This window comes from Pseudoclavibacter sp. RFBJ3 (assembly GCF_002931375.1).
In the GTDB taxonomy this organism is placed as follows: Bacteria; Actinomycetota; Actinomycetes; order Actinomycetales; family Microbacteriaceae; genus Pseudoclavibacter.
The window spans coordinates 321673-338284 of record NZ_PSXZ01000004.1 but is presented as its reverse complement, the minus strand read 5'-3'; the positions used below and the strand labels follow the sequence as shown (position 1 = coordinate 338284).

Below are 16612 nucleotides of genomic sequence, written 5' to 3'. Positions count from 1 at the left end.
CCCATGCCAACTTCTCTCGAGCGCCCCGCGGCTGCCCCTGGGCCAGCTGCCTCGCAGCAGCGCCTCTTCGCATTCGACACCGCACGTTTCATTGCCATCGTCGGAATGGTGGCCTCGCACGTCAGCCTGATTCCTGTGCCAGGTCTGAATCTGCTCATCGACGGGCCACCTTCGACACTGTTCGCCGTCCTCGGCGGGGCCAGCGCCGTTCTCGCATCACGAGGCCGCGTCTCGCATTCCGGTCGACTCGGCGCCGCCACCGCCCTTGTCGTTCGCGGCCTGCTCCTCCTGACTCTCGGGTTCGTGCTGCAGTTCGTGTCAGGGCCGATCGTGGTGGTGCTCGTCCCGTTCGGAGTGACTCTGGTCCTGCTCGCACCACTGCTATGGGTGCCGACCCGATGGCTCCTGAGCATCACCGTCGGACTCGCGGTGGCCGGTCCGATCGCGAACCATGCTCTTCGCTCAGCGCTTGCACTCGAGTCCGTCGGGGAGCTCTCCTTCGACTCGCCGTGGGCATTCCTGCACTCCGTCACGTTCACGGGGACGTATCCGGTTGTCACCTGGCTCACGTACGCGCTCATCGGGGTCGTCGGAGCGCGGGCCATACTCGCTGCGCGCGCGGCGGGGACCAGTGCTGCACTCGGGCGGAGGCTCGCTGTCTGGGGCATCGGTGCCTCCGTCGCCGCGACCGTGATCTCACCCCTCGCGGTACAGCTCCTCACGGTGCCGCGCCTCGGCGAACTGGGCATGGACGCCCTGACCGTCCAGCTGTTCGGCCTGAGCTCAGGCTACGGTGCCCCCATCGGCGGCGGCCTTGAGGCGATCTTGACCGCGGCGCCGCACAGCGGCTCGACGGGCGACATAGTGCGCACGGCCGGTCTCGCGCTCGCCGTCGTGGGGCTCCTGGTCCGTCGAGAGGCGATGGCCGGTGTGTCAGCAAGTCTCCCCGCGCGCATCATCCGGGCCGGCGGTGCCGCGCCCCTGACGCTGTACGTTGCCCACATCCTGTCGATCGGGCTTCTGTATGCGATCACGATGGGCGCTGCCGCTGCAGACAGCGGTGCCACCTGGCTGGTCGTTGGACTTCCCGCTTTCGCTCTCCAGCTTGCGATCCTCGGCACCATCAGCTTCGTGCTGGCGGCCTCGGCTCGCCGCGGTCCGCTCGAGACCTGCCTTTCGACCGTGTCGCTTCGCGTCGCAAGCGCCACCCTCGCGGTTGCAAGCGGCCGGTGAGCGAGCGGGAGACCGCGGTCGGTCAGAGCAGCCGAGCCACGGCGTCGACCATCGCCTGGCCGAGACCCACGAGGCGGGTCCCGAACTGGATGCACTGCTCGAGGGTGCGCAGAGCGACGTCGGGGACGAAGAGCAACAGGATTCCGAACGTGGCCGCGAGCGTGACGGCGGTGACGGCCAGCAGGAAGCCGGCCGCGGCGAGGCGGGGATAGCGCAGCGACGAGGTCACGGTCGTCGGCTGCGTCCACCAGGGAGTCGCGCGGCGCGAGCTCGGCGAGCGCTTCGCACGCGTCGCAGTCCGCGCGGACGAGGTCTGTCGTCGGGGCGGCTGGCTCCGCTTCGCTGTGGTCGAGCCGACACGGGGTGCGCGGGCCTTCCCGCGACCTGCCCGCGGGGTCGTTCGGACGCGCTTCGCGCCGCCCGCTCCGGGGCTGCGACGCTTGTTCGACGACGGGCGGGCCACAGGCGCTCCTCCGTGTTGGGGAGCCATCAATCTATCCCCTCGGATCGGCCCGAACGGCTACGTTCAGGTCACGGTTCCCAGGCCGCGCAGTTGGCCCTGTCGTCGTCGTGCCGAGGCCCGGCGTGCACGGCTCTGCCAGACCAGACCAGACCAGACCGGGCCAGGTCTGAGCCGCCACTTGGCAATGCGCTGATCCCCCTCTCAGATTAAGTTGTGCACAACTCAATTGTGTGCAATGCTTGGCGCATGCCGGTAACCGATGAGATGATCTGCTTCTCCCTCTACGCCGCAAGCCGCGCCACGACGCAGGCCTACCGCAAGCTGCTCGAGCCAGTCGGCATCACGTATCCGCAGTACCTCGTGCTCGTGATCCTCTGGAACGACGGCGAGCAATCGGTGAGCTCCCTCGGGGAGCTCCTGCAGCTCGACTCCGGCACCCTCTCACCGCTCCTGAAGCGCATGGCGGATGCAGGACTCGTCACCCGCGAGCGACGTCGAGGTGACGAACGAGTCGTCGTGGTCGCACTCGCCGAGCGCGGCACCGCATTGCGCGGACAGCTCTCGCACATCCCGGCCCGCATCGCCGCGGGGACCGGCCTCGACAGCCAGGAATCGGCGGCGGCGCTCCTGCGCACGCTGCAGCACCTGACTGAGACCATGCAAACCACCGCCGCACAGGCGGAATCACAAGGAAAGAAGGACTAGCTGTGGACGTGCTCTACACCGCGGAAGCGCTCTCGACCGGCCAGGGACGAGACGGTCGCGTCGTCACGAGCGACGGCACCGTCGACCTCACGATGGCCATCCCCAAGGAGATGGGCGGGCCAGGCGGCGGCGCGAACCCCGAGCAGCTCTTCGCCGCGGGATACGCGGCCTGCTTCCACTCGGCACTGCACGCCGTCGCCAGAGGCAAGAAGGTCGACGTTCGAGACTCGAGCGTCGGCGGCCGGGTGCACATCGGGCCGAACGGCGAAGAAGGATTCCAGCTCGCCGTGCTGCTGGAAGTCGTGATCCCGAACCTGGGACATGACGAAGCACAGGCACTCGCCGACGCCGCCCACCAGGTCTGCCCCTACTCGAACGCCACCCGCGGCAACATCGACGTCACGATCACAGTCTCGGAGGACTGAACATGCGCACCATCACCCACTCCACTTTCGGAGAACCCCAGGACGTCCTGACCGTCGAGGATCACGAGCTTCCGCAGCCCGGCCCCGGCGAGGTGCGCCTGCGGATCCTGCTCTCCACCATCCACAACCACGACCTCTGGACCGTGCGTGGAACCTACGGCTTCGAGCCGGAGCTGCCGGCGCGGGCCGGAACCGAGGCCGTCGGCATCGTCGACGCGCTCGGCGCCGGGGTCGATTCGCTGGCTGTCGGTCAGCGGGTCGCCACTGGCGGGTCGTTCGGCGCTTGGGCCGAGTACGTGACCACCCCGGCTGCAGGCCTTGTCCCCGTGCCGGATTCCGTCCCGGACGAAGCGGCCGCGCAGCTCGTCGCGATGCCCTTCAGCGCCATCAGCCTGCTCGAGTCGCTTGGCCTCGAGCGCGGCGACTGGCTTGTGCAGAACGCCGCGAATGGCGCGGTCGGCCGCATGATCGCGCAGCTCGGAGCCGCGCGAGGCGTGAACGTCGTCGGCCTCGTGCGCCGCGATGAGGGCGTCGAGGAGCTGCGCGAGCAGGGCATCGAGCGCATCGTCGCGACCAGCTCCGAGGGCTGGCGGGACCGGGTCGCCGAGATCACGGGCGGCGCACCCATCAAGGTCGGCATCGAGTCGGTGGGCGGCAAGTCCGCCGGCGAGGTGCTCTCGCTCCTCGCCGAGAACGGCGAGCTCGTCGTCTTCGGCGCCATGGCGTCCCCCACGCTCGAGCTGTCCTCCGGTGACGTCATCTTCAAGCAGGCCACGGTGCGCGGATTCTGGGGCAGCAAGGTCAGCCAGTCCATCGACGCCGGCCTCAAGCAGCGCCTGTTCGGGGAGCTGCTCCAGCACCTCGGATCTGGTCAGCTGACGGTTCCTGTAGCCGAGGTGTTCCCATTCGAGAAGATCACGGATGCGGTCGAGGCGAGCCTCACCTCCGGCCGTGTCGGCAAGGTGCTGCTCCGCCCGTAGCTGCAGCCGACCCCCTGCCCCGTCCCACGAAGTGTGGGGCGGGGCTCTCGTCGTCCGGACGCAGCTTCACTCTCCGGACTCATTCAAACGACGCAGGCATGCTTGAGCCATGTCGAAACTCTCACAGCTCCTCGCACCGAAGCTCCCGCCGGGGATGAGCATCCCGGAGCCCCTCGAACGGGCCTGGACGTGGATGGAGGCTCAGGGGTGGGGGTTCGAGAACAAGCACGGCTACTTCCTGACTCCGTACGCCGGAACGGCAGAGCTCGGCATCACCTTCTCCCCCACCGAGACGCTCACCGGCTGGTTCGAGCCAGGAGAGAACGGACACGACCGACTGTTCCCCCTCGGCCAGACCGACGGAACCGGAGGCTTCGCGGCGCTCTGGCGAGACCCTTCCGACGAGGTGCGCGTGGTCGTCCTCGGCTCCGAGGGCGAGCGACTCTTCGTCGCTGACGACGCCGTCGACTTCCTCCGCCTCCTGGCCATCGGCTACCTGGAGCTGAACAGCTCCTCCATCGGCGAAGCACCCACCGACGAAGACGCCGAATCGGTGGCTGCCCTCGCAGAGTTCCGCGCCTGGGTCGAGCAGGAGTTCGATGTCTCCGCGCCACCGGAGTGGTCGGTCCGCGAGCCGGACCCCTTCGACGCCTGGGTCGGTGAGGTCAAGGGCGAGGAGCTGGAAGTCCCGGCCGGGGGTCCCGCACCGGAGCCGGACACCACTCCGTTCGTCCTGCCGGCCGTGGACATCGGTGCGGTCGTCTCGGCCTGCAGGAAGCTGCTCCACGAACCGCGTATCGACGGCATCCGCTTCCGTCGACTCGATGGACTGCGGTTGACAACCGCAGCCTGGGGGCACGAGCTGGAGATCATCACGGGGCGGGAGCCGACCGGGCTCGACGAAGAGACGACCCTTGCCAGCCTGATGAGTGACGTGCGGTCCGCGTTCATCGCGGCATGGGGCGCCCCGCGGGCTGAAGCGCCAGCGAAGGACTCCTGGGTGGCAAACAAGCTGGTGGTGACGTCGATCGAGCACGTCGACCTCTGGCCAGTGGGCGACGACCTGTTCGTGGCGTTGTTCACGAGCGCAACAGAGGGCATGCAGATCGCCGCGGTCGTCTCTGCGTCCGCGGTCGACGAGCCCGCGAACTACTGACGCCCGATGTCCGAGCTCACTTACGCGGAGGTCGGCGCAACCGCCGAGAAGAGGCTGCCGAGCGGCTACCACCACGTCCGCGAGTCGCTCGTCATCGGGCACGGGCGCGGCACGTTCGAGCGGGCAGCCACCGAGCTGCTCGAAGGACAGGCGCAGCGCCGAGCAGGAGCCGAGGTTCAGCTCTCCGATGTCCCGCTTCGCGAGGGCACGCGCGTGGTCATGCGGTTGCGAATCGGGCCGCTGCGGTTCCGAATCCCCTGCCTCGTCGTCTGGGCCGAGCGCACCTCGACCTCCTGTGGCTTCGCATATGGGACGCTGCCCGGGCATCCGGAACGAGGTGAGGAACGGTTCGAGGTCCGCTTGACCGAAACAGATGAGGTCGTGTTCAGCATCGTCGCGTTCTCGGCTCCGGGTCGCTGGTTCACGCGCATCGGCGGTCCGATCGCCCGGCGCGTGCAGACGGGGATGACTCGGCGGTACCTCGAGGCACTGAGGAGTCGCCCGTGACAGCATGGGGAGATGTCACGCACTCCGAAGGCGCTCACCCTCGCTGGCGCTGCAGTCCTGCTCGGAGCGACCTCCGCGTGCTCAGCCGCAGCATCCACCTACGCGGACCTCGACGAGGCCCCGCAAGCTGGCAAGGTTCTACCCGCCGACCTCCCCGAGTACGCCCTGGATGAGTTCGACGCCGACACCGTTCGATGGGTCGGAGACTACGCCGGTACCGACCTCTGGTTGAGCGCCGGATCCGACGACCTCGCAGTCTGCCTGCTCGCCTACGCGAACGCTGACGACTGGGTCGGCGGATGCGCTGGGCCCGGCGGCACGATGACAACAGGTACCGGAGGCGGACCCACGTTCTTCGTCGTCCCGGACGGGCACGATGCGCCGAGCCACGCGACCCAGGTCTCGAACAACGTCTACGCGGTCGGAGGCTGAGACGAGAAACGCGCATCCTGCCACCTGACGAAGCCCGGACTCCTGCGAGAACGGCTGGTCTCTCCGGTCGCGGCGTCAGTGGCCCTCACTGATCCTGCGGAATCCCCAAGCGCTCCCTCACCTCCGGAAGGTGCCACGGAGTGCTCGCGATCTCGTCACGCAGCGTCTTCCGTGGTCTCCCCTTGCGGTTGACGAGTACCTCGAGGTCGATCGTCGTCGACTCGGTGATCGCGTCGATGACAGCGCCTATCCCGGCAAGCGACGCCATCCCTGAGTCGATCATGACGAGCAGTGGCGGCCCCTGGCGTTTCGACACCGCATTCGGGTCGGCACCGCCCGCGATGAGTCGGCCGACGAGCACCGCTTCCCTACCGAGGTCGTGCTCTCGGTTCGAGAAGAGCAGGTGCAAGGCGTTGAGCCCCGAACCGAGCGTGACCGCGGCATCCGCGCCGTCGTCGAGGAGCCGTTCCGCGATGCCGACACGGGCGAGCAGATCGGCATTCAGCATCGCTCGAAGGAGCGGAGTGTCGCCGGTAGACAACGCGAACTTCGCCTCGACGGGGGTGTAATCCGCGAGGAAGTCGGCGAGCGATTCCTCCTCTGCGCGGTGTGCTCGATTCGGCATGATCTTCTCCTGAGCGGTCGCTGCCCATGCAGCTCGATGCCACCCTAGCGAAGGCCGGGAAGCAAGGACTGAGGGTGAGCCGACGATTCTTGGGCGCAAGCAGACCCCTCGCCATGATGCTCCATCTTCTCTAGGCTCAGAGCATGCGCCGAAGTCCAGAAGCGAGTTCTCGACGAAGCGCCGGAGCACGCCCTCATCTCTTGATCGCGTTGCTCGCAGCGGCCGTTGTGCTGACCGGATGCTCGTCGGTGGCGCCCCCTGAGAATCAGGAAACAGACTCCGCACCTCCGCCACCGTCCTCGCTCACTCCCGTGGCCGACTCCGGGGAGTGGGCTTCCGAGACCTTCGGAACATTCGATGAGTACACGTCGAGCGGCACCGGCGAGCTGCGCGTCGAGCTGCCCGCCGAGGTCTCCAAGGCACGTTCCGGCATCATCGACATCGCCTATGACGGCAGCGCACCCCTGACGCTGTGGTCCGAGGACTCCGAGGGTGAGCTCGGGATGATCCTGCTCGACACGAGCATCGAGGGCTATACAGCAGACCCGACTTCCTTCGCCGGCCAGACGATGTGGTGGGCAGCGAACGAGCCGCCCTCGGCACTGCTCGTCGACGCCGACGGAGCCTGGGAGGTCACCGTTCGTCCCATCGACTCTGCGCCCCAGCTCCCCGAATCCGGGACGGGGTACGGCGCGTATCTCTACGACGGTCCGGGCGGCGCGTTCACGGGCGTGAAGCCGGACACCGGGGTCGGCATGTCGATCACGGAGTACCGCTCGGGCGCAGACGGCACCGGCGGTGGAGAGACACCGTCCGAGGCGGTCAGTGAGCAGCGCAGGGATGCCGACTTCCGAGGAGAGCTCGCGGCCGGTCCTTCACTGATCTTCGTCTCCCAGCGGGGCGAGTGGGAACTCGACCTGCCCTGATCTGACCGCGATAGAGTCCGCCCATGCTTGAGGCGCTGACTCTTCGTGAAATCCAAGTGAGTGATCGAGTCGCCTGGTCGGAGATGTTTGACTCGTACCGACAGACGGCCGGCTACTCTCCGGACGCCAGCATCAACGAAGTCGTGTGGTCCTGGATCCACGCCGACCTAGCGTTGCAGGCAATCGTGGTCGAGGACGATGAAGGGCTCCTCGGGTTCGCGCACTACCGCCGCTTCCCTCGCCCGATCCTCGGCGACGCGGGCATCTACCTGGACGATCTCTTCACCCGCCCTGAGGCAAGAGGACGCGGCGTCGCGCGAATGATGCTGAGCCACCTCGCGGCGCAGCTGGAGACGGGGGCGTTCTCGGTGCTCCGGTGGACGACAAAGCCAGGAAACGACCCAGCGCGACGCCTCTACGAGCAGTTCGGAGCGCTCTCGGAATCGATCACCTACAACGCGAATCCGCACAGTGGTGAGGCGACACCAAGCTAGGTGTCGCACAAGGGCGTCCGGCGGCGCTACCCGAGGAACGCTTGGATGATGAGCGCGATCGCCGCGCCAAGGATGCACAGACCGACGACCCCGCCAGCCGTCCAGAGCCCGATCAGGACCGACCTGCTCAACCCCGGCTTCAGACCGAGCTCCTGCCCGATCCCTCTGATACGAGCCCGTTCCTCCTCGGGACTGAACGCCACCTCGAACCCACCAGGCGCGACGCCGAGCTGGATCACGCGACCGTACTTGACCCGACCCGACTGGTAGGACATCGAGAAACCGAGTCGAGGGACCATTCCGGACACCCCGGCGCTCCAGCTGATGCGACGCAGGGTGTCGTTGATGCTGAACTTCCCCGCGTGCTCGTTCACTCGAACGTTGTACGTGATTCTGTCGCGAACGTCGTTGACCGCGAGGATGCCCACCCACCGGGCATCGGCGAGTGCGAAGCCGACGTCAAAGCCACCTGGTACTCGGACGACCGCGAAGGGCTTGTCGGCAAGTTCGGCTTCGACGAGCCCCGCGAAACGTTCGGTGATGTGCACCGGCTCAGCATAGGCCTGACGGCGTCACCGCACGGGGCAGCGCTGGGGTCCGTCAGAGCGTGATGATGAGGACCGTGATGACGGTGACGAGCAGCACCGCGGCGATGCCGGCTCCGCATCCGATCGCTGCGATCGCCCCGTACCCGAGCCGTGAGACGCGCGCTCCTGACTGTCGTGCGGCATCGAGGAACTGCGGACCTCCGCCCACATTCCACGAGTTGGCAGCCGAGATCTGGTTCCGGAGGGCTCCGACGTCGGCTGCGGCTCCCGCAACCGGGCGGTCGAGGACGGCCGCGACGGCCCCGGCCGTGCTGTACCCGAGCGCGCGAATCACGGCATCGGGGTCAGCGAGGAGCAGGTACTGCCGTCCGCCGACGGAGAGGCGGATCTTCTGCGCGGTCGACCTGACGCTCACCTCTGGCGCTGGCGCACGAACCACGACCGTCCACCCGTCTGGCGTGAGTGCCCAGAGCGTCACCCAACCGTCGCTGACCTCCACGTTTCCTGGCACGTACCCGTTTCCTGCCGGGTTGACGAGGGCGCCGGAGAACGTGGCTCGAATGAACGGCATCTGAGAGGTCATGCCCACATGTTAGTTACTGGGCACTCACAGCTGACAGTGCCCCGCGGCGCGCGCACCACGGTTCTGCTCCCGTGAACTCGGGCACACGATGAGGCGAGCGATGCCCGGTCGAGCCCCTCGTGGTGCTGTTCGACTGGATGGAGGACAAGGAGGCCAAGATGGCGGACCCGAACCTCAGCGTGTACTCCGCCGAGAGCGGTCCGCTCGGGTGCCTGTTCACGACACCGAACCGCACTGACATCAACTCACGCGCCTCTGTCTACAGCTCTTCGGTGACGCACTCGCTCGAAGTCCCCACGGAATGACAAAGCAGCGTGCGGGGCATTTTGCGCAAGAAATCGTCGCTTATCTGCAGTCAGGACATCACCCGTCGCATTCCCGCGCAGATCTCCCCAGGATGAGCAGCAGTTCCGAATGCGCACGTGCCGCTCTCACGCGAGCCGCGTCCCCCACGACTCGAGAAATGCGACAGAACACATGACAGGTGATGCAAAAAACCATGGCCGGCGCAGCATTCTGCGCGGGGCGGCATGGAGCCTGCCCGTACTGGCAACAGCAACGGCAGTTCCAGTCGCGGCGGCATCGACGTGCACGACGGCCAGCCAGGTCTTCAGTACCGCCGGACAGCTGACCACCTTCACGGTGCCGGCTGGGGCGAGGGACGTCGATTTCGTTGTGCGCGGTGCCGGGGGCGGTGCGGGCTCCACCGTCGCTGGCGGCCAGGGGGCGAATTCCAGCGGGCGCATCACGCTGCCCACCAACGCCACGGTCGCCCAGCGTACCTTCGGGATCGTGGTCGGGCAGGGCGGCGAGGTGAAGACAGACGGCACCACGGCCGTAGGCGGAACTGGGTACGGCAGTGGGGGAAACTCGACGCCCGGGCCCCGCGACAACCCTGGTGGCCCTGCGGGTGCCGGTGGTGGCGGCAGCGCACTCCTGCTCGGATCGCTCGGTGGAACTCCGCTCGTGGTCTCCGGCGGAGGAGGCGGTTCCGCCGTACGAGAGACCGTTCAAGGCTCGACGCAGCAGACGACCGTGTATCAGGCACCGGACGCGACGACTGGATTCAACTACGGGACAGCCAACGCCGGTAGCTCCGCCCCCAACGGGCGTGTCGGCGCGGTCGGCAGCGTGAACACCACCGCTCCGGGACTCGCGGTGAACCCTGCCACCGCCGCGAATAACTCTGTCGGCGGCACGCGCGGTGGCACGGCCCAGTATCGGGTCGCCAATGGCAACTGGGGACCGCCGACCAGGGTCGAGGGGTCGAACGGTCAGAACTTCGGGCTCGGCTCCAACGGCGGCGGCAATGACGGCAACGGTGCCGCCCGGTTGAACAACGGCGGGGGCTCCTTCGCCGCTTCCGCCGGTGGCGGGGGCGGCGGCTACGCAGGGGGCGGAGGCGGAGGAATGGTCGGGTCGCAGTTCACCGGCACCACCCGTCTCACCATCTCCACCGGCACTGGAGTCGCTGGCTCTTCGTACCGCGCGGCGACTGCCCTCGGCACTCCCATCAGCAACGACGCGCTTGCACCTTCCGGTCTCCTGTCGGGGGCCGCTCGTGGGCACGCGGGCCACATCTCACTGAGCTGGTGCGTCTGAGGTGGCAGGGCGAGCAACCGCACGCGACAGGGTTCGAAAACATCCCGTCCAACATGGTGTGGTGCGCCCACGAGCCCGGTCTTGTGGGCAACCTCAGTCGGGGAGTTCGGCGAGTGCGCGTCGCAGGCCCCGAGCGGACGCGAACCCCGACCTCGAGGCGACGACCGATGCGGCGAGGGAGGGCTCCTGTTGCCAGATGCTGCGCGCGATGACCGCCCGGCTTCGTCTGATGGCGGAGACGACAGTGTCGCCTTCCTGGTTGTAGCGAACCTGCAGCTTGCGCGTCGAGACCTTGAACCGATCTGCGAGAGAGACGGGGGTGAGGCTGGCGTCTGCAGCATGCAGACGGATGTGCCTCAAGGATGCCAGGTAGAGGTCGGGCTCCTGTAGGTGAGCCATGCGCGCCAGCAGGCCTCGGGCGAGGGTTGCGGCAGCGTGTTCAATCGTGTCCGCGGTCGCTTTGGACACTGGCGTGGGTGCCTGCGCGAGGCCGTAGCAGGCTGTGAAGACGAACGTGTTGAGCGTTGGGTCGACGAGCCGCGTGATGCCTTCCATGGGAGAAGCAGAATCGCCGCGACCGGCAACCGGCAAGTCGATGCTGAACAGGATGACCTCGGTCCGCTCACCCGCAGCGATGAGCTCGATGGTTGAGCTCCCCGGGGCGACTGCAGACACCTCCCCGCGGGCGAGCGACACCGTCTGCCCGTCCAACCCGACGCGGACCTGACCGGCGTTCGCGAAGACGAACAAGGTCCGCGACTCGATCGACGTTCCCATCCGGTGCACTTGGTAGCTCGATGCGGGGACGCTCGCCCACGCACAGATGAAGGATGGGCCTCGGAGCGCTGAGATGCTGTAGCTCTCGGCATGTTCCGTGTCGACCAGCGTGATGCCGGTGCTGTTGAGTAACGCGGCAAAGTGAACGCTGTCTTTGGATTCCCGAGCCTGGAGACGGGCATACCCGAGTGGGGATGATTGGGGCACGTGGAACTCGTTTCACTCTCTTGTGCAGAGTCCAGCACGCGCGAAGATTCCTCAGGTCGCCTTGGCGCAGGATAGAACCTCGCTGTCGCGGGATCGACGGCCAAGGCCTTCACCGCAGACCGGCACTGGAAAGTGAATCACCAGCTGATGCGCGTTCCGTTTCTTCCCCCAGCTCGATCCGCAGGTGCTCCTCCATCCCCGAGCGCCACGGGTGACATCGGAAGCATGATGAAGGCCTCGCGGTGTCGTGCACCCAGATGTGCGCGGCCTCCATCGATACGCGCCCTAGGACCTGTCTCTCAGCAACCTGCGAGGGCCCCCGGCCCTCACCGCCGAAGCGTGCGCGATCACCGGCAACGGACGTGCTCTTCTGCACACCGCTCAGGGCTAGGTCTACTGCTCGTCCACCCGGTTCCTGGAGTCTCTGACGATCGCCCATCGGGTGATCCCGACTGCGAGGAAGAACGGCACGGCGCAGAGGGCGAAGACCAGCACTTTCATCCACCAGTCCTCGACGAGCGGCACGAGAAAGATGACTGCCAGCACGGTCACCAGGGCGACAGCACGGAAAATCCCGGCGCGGCGCCCGTTCAACAAGAGGCCCATTCCGTGGCGTTCCGGGACTCGCTCCCAGGCGTGAACTCCGGCCCTCCAGACGATGCCTGACGAGTCGGTGCGCTCTGTCCCCACCGGCACTGAAGAGCGAGGTGGAAGGCCTGGGACCGCGTTCTCATCCCCCGCCTCGAGATTCATGCTTCGACGGTACAGGTCGGACGCCCGAAGCGAGCGCGGGTGCACCCATGAGTGTTCCCCGTCGGGGGCCATGTATATGTGTGCGCCGCTGTCACGGCCGGTCACGGGGTGTCCCAGAACTCGAGTCAGACTCCGGGCGAGTCCCCAGCGGAACGGGCAGAACTTCCCTGGCGACGGATCGCTGGGCGCCGATATGGTCGTGGCACCAGGACAGAGCGGAGTGGGGAGACACCATGGGTTCCACAACGAAGAAGATCGTCGGCGGGGTCGTTGGAGCGATCATGCTCGCCGCTGGCGCAGTCACCGCCGCGGCGCCCGCGCAGGCCGGAGTCGCATACGCCTACGTGACGGGCCCCTCGTTCCAGCTGTGCGAGCACTACGCCGACCGCTACATGGCCCGCCAGGGCGGCAACGGCTATGACGCCGCGTTCCGATCGACCTGCGCCAAGAGCGGCAGTGTCTGGAAGTCCAAGGTCACGCTGTCCTATTAGTCGACAAGATCACGACCGCGCCGCTGCCTCTCATCTGTCGAGCCAGCGGCGCTTTCGTATGGACTGCGCCGGGGCCCTGGTCGTCCGGGGCGCACTCTTCTGGGGCGTGAAGTCGATGTCAGGTTCCTTGACCGAAGACACGTTCCCGCTGGGAACCACCGCTGCGCGCCTGAAGTGGACGGAAACGCAGATGGCCCTGACCAGGGATACGGAGTGGTGGGCCCTGCCGGGATCGAACCGACGACATCCACGGTGTAAACGTGGCGCTCTACCAGCTGAGCTAAAGGCCCTCGGCGAGCAAGTGTAGCGCGGCCGCGTGGTCCGATCGAACGCGGGCCTCACCGGGGCGCGCGGATGCGGCAACCCGGTGGCTGCCGTCGGCCCTGACGAGGAATGAGCGTCGCATCGCGGTGCCAGCGGCCTCGTCGAACGCACCATACGCACGGGCAGCCAAACCGTGCGGCCAGAAGTCGCTGCAGCCGGTGAGGAGTGCATCCGCGCCGAGCTCGACGAGCCACGCTCGCAGCGCAGCTGAGCTGTCGGTCGAGACGACGAGCACCTCGGGAGCCTCGAGCGCGGAGCCCCACTCGGGCCGATTCCGGGCTTCACTCACCAGCTGGGCGAGGTCGGAGATCTCGTCGGCGCACACGGGCGTGAAGGCCATGGGAACGAACACGACGAGCCGCGATGACGGTGCCGGCCCGGCCACCACGCCCATCCCACCCCGGTGGTCGACCAGAGAAATGGGCTCAAGCGGCGGCGCGAATTCGCTCACGATCAGGCCCTCTCCGACGGCGATGTTCGGTTGTGCGCGCTTCGACAAGGATTCACGCCAACCTGCGTGTGCATCGCACAAACCAAAGATAGGCTAGCCGGTGGACTGCGCGTCATAACCTGGCGCGCGCCATAGACGTGACGAACCCGGAACGAAATGAGGTCGACGGTGGCTGTTAACAACCAGGATCCGTACTCAGAGCATTACGTTGACAGCGACCCCGAGGAGACCGCCGAATGGCGCGAATCGCTCGATGCGGTCGTAGACGCGCAGGGACACCAGCGCGGACGAGACATCATGCTCAGCCTTCTTGAGCGGTCTCGGGAGCGCCACCTCGGCGTTCCCATGGTTCCAACCACCGATTACGTGAACTCGATTGCGCCCGAGGACGAGCCAGAGTTCCCAGGTGACGAGTCGCTGGAGCGCACCTACCGCTCATGGATCCGCTGGAACGCGGCCATGACGGTGCAGCGCGCCCAGCGCGAAGGGGTCGCCGTCGGCGGCCACATCTCCTCCTACGCCTCGCAGGCGACCCTCTACGAAGTGGGTCTGAACCACTTCTTCAAGGGCTACGACCACGCGGATGGGCCCGACCAGGTCTTCTTCCAGGGGCACGCCTCCCCCGGCAACTACTCGCGCGCCTTCCTGCAGGGACAGATCAGCGCCGAGCAGCTCGACGGCTTCCGCCAGGAGCAGTCCGCTGCCCCGCACGGCATGCCGTCGTACCCGCACCCCCGCCTCATGAAGGACTTCTGGCAGTTCCCGACGGTCTCGATGGGCATCGGGCCGCTCAACGCGATCTGGCAGGCGCAGTTCAACAAGTACCTCACCAACCGCGGCATGAAGGACGCCTCCGGCTCACACGTCTGGGCCTACCTCGGCGACGGCGAGATGGATGAGGTCGAGTCGCGCGGACAGCTGCAGGTCGCAGCCAACCAGAACCTCGACAACCTCACCTTCGTCGTCAACTGCAACCTGCAGCGCCTCGACGGCCCGGTTCGCGGCAACGGCAAGATCATCCAGGAGCTCGAGAGCTTCTTCCGCGGCGCCGGCTGGCACGTCATCAAGGTCGTCTGGGGTCGAGAGTGGGACTCGCTCCTCGAGCGCGACGACAAGGGCGCGCTGCGCACCCTGATGAACGAAACGCCCGATGGCGACTTCCAGACGTACAAGACCGAGTCGGGCGGATTCGTTCGCGAGAACTTCTTCGGACGCGACCCCGAGGCGCTCAAGCTCGTCGAGAACTACAGCGACGACGAGATCTGGGGCCTGAAGCGAGGCGGCCACGACTACCGCAAGGTCTACGCGGCGTACAAGGCGGCGACCGAGCACAAGGGACAGCCGACCGTCATCCTCGCGCACACCATCAAGGGCTACGGTCTCGGACCGCACTTCGAGGGCCGCAACGCGACGCACCAGATGAAGAAGCTCACGCTTCCCGACCTGAAGGCGTTCCGCGACCAGCTGCACATCCCGATCTCGGATGCAGCACTCGAGGCCGACGTCTACCAGCCCCCGTACTACAACCCTGGTCCCGACAACGAGGCGATCCAGTACATGCAGGAGCGTCGCCGCGAGCTCGGCGGGTTCGTGCCGGAGCGTCGCTCGAAGTTCACGCAGATCGCCGTGCCGGACGACAAGACCTACGCGTCCATCAAGAAGGGCTCCGGCACGCAGGAGATCGCCTCGACGATGGCGTTCGTCCGCCTCCTCAAGGACCTCATGCGGTCCAAGGACTTCGGGTCGCGCATCGTCCCGATCATCCCGGACGAGGCCCGCACCTTCGGCGTCGACGCGTTCTTCCCGACCGCGAAGATCTACAACCCGAACGGCCAGCACTACATGTCGGTCGACCGCGAGCTGCTCCTCGCCTACCGCGAGAGCGAGCAGGGGCAGATCAACCACGTCGGCATCAACGAGGCCGGCGCCATGGGCGCGTTCACGGCAGCCGGTTCGTCGTACTCGACGCACGGCGAGGCGATGATCCCGATCTACATGTACTACTCCATGTTCGGGTTCCAGCGCACCGCCGACGCCATGTGGGCGGCGGCAGACCAGCTCACGCGCGGCTTCCTCATCGGAGCCACGGCCGGGCGCACGACGCTCGCCGGCGAGGGCCTGCAGCACATGGACGGCCACTCGCCGATCATCGCAGCCACCAACCCGGCAGTCGTCACCTACGACCCCGCCTTCGCCTACGAGCTCGCACACATCATGCAAGCGGGTATCGAGCGGATGTACGGCCCGGATTCCCAGTCGGAGAACCCCAAGCAGGACCCGAACGTCATGTACTACCTCACGGTGTACAACGAGCCGATGGCTCAGCCAGCTGAGCCGGAGAACGTGGACGTCGAGGGCATCCTCAAGGGCATCTACTACCTCAAGGGAACCGAAGCGCAGGGACCGCGCGTCCAGCTGCTCGCCTCGGGTGTCGGTGTGCCGTGGATCCTCGAAGCGCAGGAGCTCCTGGAGAAGGACTGGGGTGTTGCGGCTGAAGTCTGGTCGGTCACGTCCTGGAACGAGCTCCGTCGCGACGGCCTCCGTGCCGAGGAGTACAACTGGACGCACCCGAACGAGGAGCCCAAGGTTCCCTTCGTCACGGACAAGCTCCAGGCGTCGGAAGGCCCCGTCATCGCCGTGAGCGACTTCTCGCACGCGGTTCAGGACCAGATTCGTCCGTTCGTGAAGAATGACTTCACGACGCTCGGTGCCGACGACTTCGGCATCTCCGACACGCGTCCCGCCGCACGTCGGTACTACCTGATCGACAGCCACTCCGTCGTCGTTCGTGCTCTCGAGCGCCTCGCGACGCAGGGCAAGATCGACCGTTCGGTCGTGCAGGAGGCCATCGACAAGTACGACCTCCACAACCCGAAGGCCGGCACGAGCGGCAGCGCGGGCGGAGACGCCTAACAGCGCTCCTCCCCTGC

Annotated in this window: 20 protein-coding genes and 1 tRNA gene; 13 read left to right on the top strand and 8 right to left on the bottom strand. The window is 66.9% G+C overall.

The window, feature by feature from the left end:
* The first annotated feature begins 3 nt into the window (after positions 1-3).
* Entirely contained in the window at positions 4-1233 is a 1230-nt protein-coding gene (locus C5E07_RS05405) for a hypothetical protein (RefSeq protein WP_104298701.1), read from the top strand.
* Between the two features lie 22 nt (positions 1234-1255).
* Here the strand turns inward: C5E07_RS05405 and C5E07_RS19145 are convergent, their stop codons facing one another.
* Positions 1256-1462 (bottom strand): hypothetical protein, encoded by a 207-nt coding sequence (locus C5E07_RS19145; RefSeq protein ID WP_146080214.1) that lies wholly within the window; start codon positions 1460-1462, stop codon positions 1256-1258.
* Positions 1463-1942: 480 nt separating this feature from the next.
* On the opposite strand from C5E07_RS19145, the gene C5E07_RS05395 reads away from it, so the two are divergent.
* The 6 genes from C5E07_RS05395 (at position 1943) to C5E07_RS05370 (ending at position 5901) form a co-directional block, all read left to right on the top strand.
* Positions 1943-2401 carry a MarR family winged helix-turn-helix transcriptional regulator gene (locus C5E07_RS05395; protein WP_181057819.1) on the top strand — a complete coding sequence of 153 codons (459 nt, stop codon included), beginning with the start codon at positions 1943-1945 and terminating at the stop codon, positions 2399-2401.
* A gap of 2 nt (positions 2402-2403) precedes the next feature.
* A complete protein-coding gene (locus C5E07_RS05390) occupies positions 2404-2826 on the top strand; it encodes an organic hydroperoxide resistance protein (RefSeq protein ID WP_104298698.1) in 423 nt (140 codons plus the stop codon).
* Positions 2827-2828: 2 nt separating this feature from the next.
* The gene (locus C5E07_RS05385; protein WP_104298697.1) at positions 2829-3806 is read left to right on the top strand and encodes a zinc-binding dehydrogenase; all 978 of its coding nucleotides are present in this window, start codon (positions 2829-2831) and stop codon (positions 3804-3806) included.
* 109 nt (positions 3807-3915) lie between these two features.
* Complete coding sequence (locus tag C5E07_RS19425) at positions 3916-4962, top strand: hypothetical protein (RefSeq protein WP_181057818.1); 1047 nt, start codon at positions 3916-3918, stop codon at positions 4960-4962.
* Between the two features lie 6 nt (positions 4963-4968).
* A complete protein-coding gene (locus tag C5E07_RS05375) occupies positions 4969-5469 on the top strand; it encodes a DUF1990 family protein (protein WP_104298696.1) in 501 nt (166 codons plus the stop codon).
* 12 nt (positions 5470-5481) lie between these two features.
* Positions 5482-5901: a hypothetical protein gene (locus tag C5E07_RS05370; protein WP_104298695.1), complete on the top strand. Its 420-nt coding sequence runs from the start codon at positions 5482-5484 to the stop codon at positions 5899-5901.
* 85 nt (positions 5902-5986) lie between these two features.
* Here the strand turns inward: C5E07_RS05370 and C5E07_RS05365 are convergent, their stop codons facing one another.
* On the bottom strand, positions 5987-6526 hold the full coding sequence (locus C5E07_RS05365; RefSeq protein ID WP_104298694.1) for a hypothetical protein: 540 nt from the start codon (positions 6524-6526) through the stop codon (positions 5987-5989).
* Positions 6527-6837: 311 nt separating this feature from the next.
* Here C5E07_RS05365 and C5E07_RS05360 point away from each other — a divergent pair, with 311 nt between their 5' ends.
* Together C5E07_RS05360 and C5E07_RS05355 are read left to right on the top strand one after the other, a co-directional pair.
* A complete protein-coding gene (locus C5E07_RS05360; protein WP_104298693.1) occupies positions 6838-7452 on the top strand; it encodes a hypothetical protein in 615 nt (204 codons plus the stop codon).
* 23 nt (positions 7453-7475) lie between these two features.
* A complete protein-coding gene (locus tag C5E07_RS05355; protein ID WP_104298692.1) occupies positions 7476-7946 on the top strand; it encodes a GNAT family N-acetyltransferase in 471 nt (156 codons plus the stop codon).
* A 26-nt stretch (positions 7947-7972) separates the two neighbouring features.
* Here C5E07_RS05355 and C5E07_RS05350 read toward each other — a convergent pair whose 3' ends face one another.
* Together C5E07_RS05350 and C5E07_RS05345 are read right to left on the bottom strand one after the other, a co-directional pair.
* Positions 7973-8494, bottom strand: coding sequence for a hypothetical protein (locus tag C5E07_RS05350; protein ID WP_104298691.1), 522 nt, complete (start codon positions 8492-8494; stop codon positions 7973-7975).
* A 52-nt stretch (positions 8495-8546) separates the two neighbouring features.
* Positions 8547-9077 carry a hypothetical protein gene (locus tag C5E07_RS05345; RefSeq protein ID WP_146080520.1) on the bottom strand — a complete coding sequence of 177 codons (531 nt, stop codon included), beginning with the start codon at positions 9075-9077 and terminating at the stop codon, positions 8547-8549.
* A gap of 158 nt (positions 9078-9235) precedes the next feature.
* Between C5E07_RS05345 and C5E07_RS05340 the strand changes: the two genes are divergently transcribed.
* A complete protein-coding gene (locus C5E07_RS05340; RefSeq protein WP_181057814.1) occupies positions 9236-9382 on the top strand; it encodes a hypothetical protein in 147 nt (48 codons plus the stop codon).
* A gap of 172 nt (positions 9383-9554) precedes the next feature.
* Positions 9555-10679 carry a hypothetical protein gene (locus C5E07_RS05335; RefSeq protein WP_146080519.1) on the top strand — a complete coding sequence of 375 codons (1125 nt, stop codon included), beginning with the start codon at positions 9555-9557 and terminating at the stop codon, positions 10677-10679.
* 93 nt (positions 10680-10772) lie between these two features.
* Here the strand turns inward: C5E07_RS05335 and C5E07_RS05330 are convergent, their stop codons facing one another.
* Together C5E07_RS05330 and C5E07_RS19140 are read right to left on the bottom strand one after the other, a co-directional pair.
* A complete protein-coding gene (locus tag C5E07_RS05330; protein ID WP_104298688.1) occupies positions 10773-11456 on the bottom strand; it encodes a hypothetical protein in 684 nt (227 codons plus the stop codon).
* 600 nt (positions 11457-12056) lie between these two features.
* The gene (locus tag C5E07_RS19140; protein WP_146080518.1) at positions 12057-12416 is read right to left on the bottom strand and encodes a hypothetical protein; all 360 of its coding nucleotides are present in this window, start codon (positions 12414-12416) and stop codon (positions 12057-12059) included.
* A gap of 233 nt (positions 12417-12649) precedes the next feature.
* On the opposite strand from C5E07_RS19140, the gene C5E07_RS05320 reads away from it, so the two are divergent.
* Complete coding sequence (locus tag C5E07_RS05320; RefSeq protein ID WP_104298686.1) at positions 12650-12907, top strand: hypothetical protein; 258 nt, start codon at positions 12650-12652, stop codon at positions 12905-12907.
* A 214-nt stretch (positions 12908-13121) separates the two neighbouring features.
* Here C5E07_RS05320 and C5E07_RS05315 read toward each other — a convergent pair.
* Positions 13122-13197, bottom strand: a tRNA-Val gene (locus tag C5E07_RS05315).
* On the bottom strand, positions 13188-13730 hold the full coding sequence (locus C5E07_RS05310; protein WP_146080517.1) for a redoxin domain-containing protein: 543 nt from the start codon (positions 13728-13730) through the stop codon (positions 13188-13190). Before C5E07_RS05310 ends, C5E07_RS05315 begins: the two co-directional genes overlap by 10 nt.
* A 120-nt stretch (positions 13731-13850) precedes the next feature.
* Here C5E07_RS05310 and aceE point away from each other — a divergent pair, with 120 nt between their 5' ends.
* Positions 13851-16595, top strand: coding sequence for a pyruvate dehydrogenase (acetyl-transferring), homodimeric type (aceE, locus tag C5E07_RS05305; protein ID WP_104242081.1), 2745 nt, complete (start codon positions 13851-13853; stop codon positions 16593-16595).
* Positions 16596-16612 lie beyond the last annotated feature (17 nt).